General features: G+C 52.2%; 1 protein-coding gene. It reads right to left on the bottom strand.

The genetic code is table 11. The features are described 5' to 3' along the window. The coding region (locus Q4563_RS17695; RefSeq protein ID WP_303605434.1) for a cupin domain-containing protein at positions 1–341 on the bottom strand (341 nt) is incomplete at both ends.

The following is a 341-nucleotide window of genomic DNA, read 5'->3' as shown; positions in this document are numbered from 1 at the left end:
GCTTTCCAGCAAACCTCCCACCAGCATCATCAGCAACTGCATGACATATGCCCCACCTGGCGTATCAAAATCCAGCTGCGGCGAAAACACCGGCGAACGCTGACCCCAGCGATCCAGATGCTGACGACAATGATGCTCGAAATCCTCCCTGTCGATACGAATCACCAACTGCGGAGAACTCCCTTGCCACATCATCGACAGAGGCTGCTCGGGTGATATCAGTGAAGCCATCTCCGGTGAGGAAATAAAACGCTGGTTACTGCACTGGATTTCAGCGTAACCCTTCATCGGAATCTGGATCAGATAAAAATTATCCAGCCGACCCGGATCAATCTGCACAC

Source organism: Gilvimarinus sp. 1_MG-2023, assembly GCF_030548285.1.
Note: the sequence above shows the minus strand (reverse complement) of the source record. Positions and strands in the feature narration are given on the sequence as shown.